Genomic DNA, 4760 nt, shown 5'->3' with positions numbered 1-4760 from the left:
GACTACAGGTGCGAAGTCCGGTCGACGGCGAGAGAACCAGATCACGTACTTCCACGATGGACCCGACCCCATCGTGACCGCCTCCAACTACGGCGGTGCCAAACATCCGCAGTGGTATTACAACCTCAAGGCGCACCCTGAATGTGAACTAGGCGATGAGAAATTCCTCGCACAGGAGATCGCCGACCCCGGCGACTACGCGCGGGTATACGGACTCGCGGAGGGGGTCTATGCGGGTTGGGCTGACTACCGCGATAAAACCGACCCGATTGGCCGCCATATTCCCGTCTTTCGGCTCAAGCCACGCTAGCCGGGCGGAAACGACCAGCCCGTCACCGGGGAGTGGTGTGAGGGTAAGCGGTGCGCGCCAGCGCAGTAGGACCCAAAGCAACACCACGACCCCGCCAGGAACGCCGCATCGGAGCGGCACGGTCCGCGACAAATGACACCGCCGGAAGGCTCCGGCAGGGCCGCCCGCCTACCCCTCCTCGATCAGCCGTCCGGTGCGCTCGCCCAGCTCGCAGCCCTGGCGTCGAAGGACGCCTCGCACACAACGAGGACCCCATAGTCCACACCAGAGTCGGCCCGCCACCAGGGGAGCGGGTGGCCCCCTGATCAGTTCGTCGCGAACCCGCCTAAGCGGAGCGGCCAAAGATTCGGTGGACTTCGGCTCGGATGGCCCAAATGGGATGGCGAATGACTGCTGCAATCTCGTCGCGGACCGTCCCTGGTTGGAAGAAGTGGGCTACCACGGCGATGGCGAAGCCGACGCCGACGCCAGCCGCGCCCACGACGACGCGTTTCGTCGCGACCCCCGCAGCGATGCCCCCGATCATCACGACATCCCCGACGGTTGATATCACGCTAGTGGCGGCGTTCTGGTGCCGACCGATTAACTGCTCGCGGTACGCGACGAACTGTTCACTCATCGGCTAAGAATGGGCGACGCATAGCCTTTGCGGTGCGCTTTCGACATCGTGACACGCTGGGGACAGGCGCGGGCGAGTGACTGATTCACCTTCTGGCCGACTAATAGCTCAGACGCGGGTCAGTGCATATCGATTCCCGCCGATTCCATCGGCGCGCGGATCTCGTCGTCGTCCACAGCGCAGTACCGCTCTGTTGTGGCCACCGACGAGTGCCCGAGCAGCATCTGCACCGCGCGCAGATAGCGGCTGCCACGGTAGGCCCGAGATGCGAAGAGATGGCGCAAGGTGTGCATGGTGTAGCCCGGCGGCACCCTTCGGCATCGAGGACCGTGCAGCACTCCTGTAGGACGGGGACGAACTCGTCGCGGTGCAGGATCTCCTGGGGAGCCGCACGATCAGCTCTAGCGCGGCCTCGGGATCGGCGGGGAGTCGGGGACGGTGTACGTGCTGGTCATTTGAGGCTCCATTCAATTGGAGCCACGCAATACCTGAATTGCACGAATCTTGGACGGACTAAGGTCTGCGCTGGTCAGGTGGTGCCCCCGGCAGGATTCGAACCTGCGGCCTTCCGCTCCGGAGGCGGACGCTCTATCCCCTGAGCTACGGGGGCGCAGGTAGTACTCCGCTGCGCCGTTGGGCGTCGACAGCCTAACGCATCCGGGAGGGGCCGATCGCGTCCCGGGGTGGCGGCATACCTGCGGTGACATTCCCCGGTCGCTGTGCTCTCCCCGTGGGAAAGGATTCGGGTGCGGACCACCTCAGACCATAGGATGGTCCCCCGTGACCCCAGCCGATCTGGCCGAGCTGCTCAAGACGACCGCTGCCGCGGTACTGGCCGAGCACGGGCTCGACACTGCCGCCCTGCCGGAGACGGTCGTCGTCGAACGCCCGCGCAACCCCGAGCATGGCGATTACGCCACCAACGTCGCGTTGCAGCTGGCCAAGAAGGTCGGTGCCAACCCCCGTGAGCTGGCCGGTTGGCTGGCGACGGCGCTCGAGGGCACCGATGGCATCGCCGGGGCCGACGTGGCGGGGCCGGGCTTCGTCAACCTGCGCATCGAGGCCTCCGCCCAAGGCGTGGTGGTCGACAACGTGATCGCCGCCGGTTCGTCCTACGGCGGCTCCGAGGAGCTCGCGGGCCAGAAGGTCAACCTGGAGTTCGTCTCCGCGAACCCGACCGGGCCGATCCACATCGGGGGAACCCGCTGGGCCGCCGTCGGCGACGCGCTGGGCCGGCTGCTCGCGACCCAGGGAGCCGCGGTCGTCAGGGAGTACTACTTCAACGACCACGGCACGCAGATCGACCGGTTCGCCAACTCGCTCATCGCCTCGGCGAAGGGTGAGCCGACACCCGAGGACGGCTACGCGGGCAGCTACATCGCCGAAATCGCCCAGCAGGTGTTGGCCGCCGCACCCGACGTGTTGAGCCAGTCGACCGAGCAGCAGCTGGAGACGTTCCGGTCCGTCGGCGTCGACTTGATGTTCACCCACATCAAGAAGTCGCTGCACGACTTCGGCACCGACTTCGACATCTATACCCACGAAGACTCGATGCACACCTCGGGCCGGGTGAATCAGGCCATCGCCAAGCTTCGCGAGACCGGCAACATCTACGAGAAGGACGGCGCAACGTGGTTGCGCACCACGGAGTTCGGTGACGACAAGGATCGCGTCGTGATCAAGAGCGACGGCAACCCGGCCTACATCGCGGGCGACCTCGCCTACTACCTGGACAAGCGCCAGCGCGGATTCGACCTGTGCATCTACATGCTCGGTGCCGATCACCACGGCTACATCGCCAGGCTCAAGGCCGCCGCCGCCGCGCTCGGCGATGATCCGGACACCGTCGAGGTGCTGATCGGCCAGATGGTCAACCTGGTCCGCGACGGCCAGCCGATGCGGATGAGCAAGCGCGCCGGCACCGTCATCACCCTCGACGACCTCGTCGACGCCATCGGCGTCGACGCGGCGCGGTACGTGCTGATCCGCAGCTCCGTCGATACACCGATCGACATCGACCTCGCCCTGTGGTCCAGTGCGTCGAGCGAGAACCCGGTCTACTACGTGCAATACGCGCACGCCCGCCTGTCGGCGCTGGCCCGCAGTGCTGCCGAGCTCGGCATCGTCGGCAGCACCGCGCACCTCCAGCTGCTCGACCACGACAGGGAGGGCACGCTGATGCGCACCATCGGCGAATTCCCTCGCGTGCTGAAAACCGCTGCCTCACTGCGGGAACCGCACCGCGTGTGCCGCTACCTCGAGGATCTCGCCGGCGACTACCACCGGTTCTACGACTCGTGCCGGGTGCTGCCACAGGGTGACGAGCCGCCGACCGAACTGCACGCCGCTCGACTTGCCCTCTGCCAGGCCACCCGTCAGGTGATCGCCAACGGGCTCGAGATCCTGGGTGTCAGTGCGCCGGAGCGGATGTGATGGCGCATCCCGCCGGTCCCCGCCACGCCGAGGACACCCGCCACGGTAATGCGCCTGCCTGTCCACGGACGGCAGACGAGATGCTCGCGCTTGCCCCGAACGTGTGGCCGCGCAACGCCGTTCGCGGCGCCGATGGTGAGGTTGTCCTTGCCGGCGTGCCCGTCACGCAGCTGGCTGCGGACTACGGGACGCCGCTGTTCGTCATCGACGAGGACGACTTTCGCTCTCGCTGTCGCGACATCGCCGCCGCGTTCGGTGACGGTGAGCACGTCCGCTACGCCGCCAAGGCCTTCCTCTGCAGCGAGATCGCGCGGTGGATCGATGAAGAAGGGTTGTCCCTCGACGTTTGCAGTGGCGGCGAACTCGCGGTCGCGCTCAACGCGAACTTCCCTCCGGAACGCATTGCCCTGCACGGCAACAACAAGTCGGTCGCCGAGCTCGCCATGGCAGTGAAGTCCCGAGTCGGCCACGTGGTGCTGGACTCTCTCATCGAGATCGATCGCCTGGATGCCATCGCCAGCGAGGCCGGCGTCCTGCAGGACGTGCTGGTGCGCGTCACCGTTGGCGTCGAAGCACACACCCACGAATTCATCTCCACCGCTCACGAGGACCAGAAGTTCGGTCTCTCGCTGGCCAGCGGGGCAGCCATGGACGCGATTCGGCGCGTGTTCGCCGCCGATCACCTGCGCCTCGTCGGCCTGCACAGTCACATCGGCTCGCAGATCTTCGACGTGGCGGGCTTCGAACTCGCTGCCCATCGCGTCATCGGCCTGCTGCGCGACGTCGTCGCCGAGTTCGGCATCGAGAAGACCGCGCAGATGTCGATCGTCGACCTCGGTGGCGGACTCGGCATCTCCTATCTGCCGCAAGACGATCCGCCGCCGATGGAGGACCTCGCGGCCAAGATCGGCGCCATCGTCGTCCACGAGTCGGCTGCCGTCGGACTGCCCGCGCCCAAGCTCGTCGTCGAACCGGGTCGAGCGATTGCCGGTCCGGGCACCATCACGCTCTACGAGGTGGGGACGGTCAAGGACGTCGCGGTCAGTCAGACGGCGCAGCGCCGCTACGTCAGCGTCGACGGTGGGATGAGCGACAACATCCGGACTTCGCTCTACGCAGCCGAATATGACGCCCGCCTGGTGTCGCGCGTCAGCGAAGGAGCTCCCGCGCTGGCCCGGATCGTCGGAAAGCACTGCGAGAGTGGTGACATCGTCGTCCGCGACACCTGGGTGTCGGACGACATCGCACCTGGTGACCTGATCGGGGTCGCCGCCACCGGCGCGTACTGCTATTCGATGTCGAGCCGGTACAACCTGCTTGGCCGTCCCGCCGTGGTGGCCGTGCGCGACGGAGTGTCGCGCGTGATTCTGCGGCGTGAGACGGTCGACGATCTTTTGA

The 4760-nt window shown here is 66.4% G+C and carries 4 protein-coding genes, 1 tRNA gene and 1 pseudogene; 4 read left to right on the top strand and 2 right to left on the bottom strand.

Features of this window, described 5'->3' with window-relative positions; all coding sequences use genetic code 11:
• Together QOD90_RS13800 and QOD90_RS13795 are read left to right on the top strand one after the other, a co-directional pair.
• Window positions 1–310: nitroreductase/quinone reductase family protein (locus QOD90_RS13800; protein ID WP_526350563.1), on the top strand; the 310-nt coding region annotated here is incomplete at its 5' end.
• Window positions 311–731: 421 nt separating this feature from the next.
• A complete protein-coding gene (locus QOD90_RS13795; RefSeq protein ID WP_526350561.1) occupies window positions 732–857 on the top strand; it encodes a hypothetical protein in 126 nt (41 codons plus the stop codon).
• A 191-nt stretch (window positions 858–1048) separates the two neighbouring features.
• Here QOD90_RS13795 and QOD90_RS13790 read toward each other — a convergent pair.
• Both QOD90_RS13790 and QOD90_RS13785 read right to left on the bottom strand, forming a co-directional pair.
• A pseudogene (locus tag QOD90_RS13790) lies at window positions 1049–1231 on the bottom strand (tyrosine-type recombinase/integrase); the annotation flags it as partial.
• 232 nt (window positions 1232–1463) lie between these two features.
• Window positions 1464–1539: transfer RNA gene (locus QOD90_RS13785), tRNA-Arg, on the bottom strand.
• Between the two features lie 170 nt (window positions 1540–1709).
• Between QOD90_RS13785 and argS the strand changes: the two genes are divergently transcribed.
• Window positions 1710–3362, top strand: coding sequence for an arginine--tRNA ligase (gene argS / locus QOD90_RS13780; RefSeq protein WP_526350559.1), 1653 nt, complete (start codon window positions 1710–1712; stop codon window positions 3360–3362).
• Window positions 3363–3442: 80 nt separating this feature from the next.
• Window positions 3443–4760 (top strand): diaminopimelate decarboxylase (gene lysA, locus QOD90_RS13775; protein ID WP_526350565.1); only part of this gene is annotated, 1318 nt, incomplete at its 3' end.

Origin of the sequence: Mycobacterium sp. (assembly GCF_032161845.1) — a bacterium.
GTDB lineage: Bacteria > Actinomycetota > Actinomycetes > Mycobacteriales > Mycobacteriaceae > Mycobacterium.
Note: the sequence above shows the minus strand (reverse complement) of the source record. Positions and strands in the feature narration are given on the sequence as shown.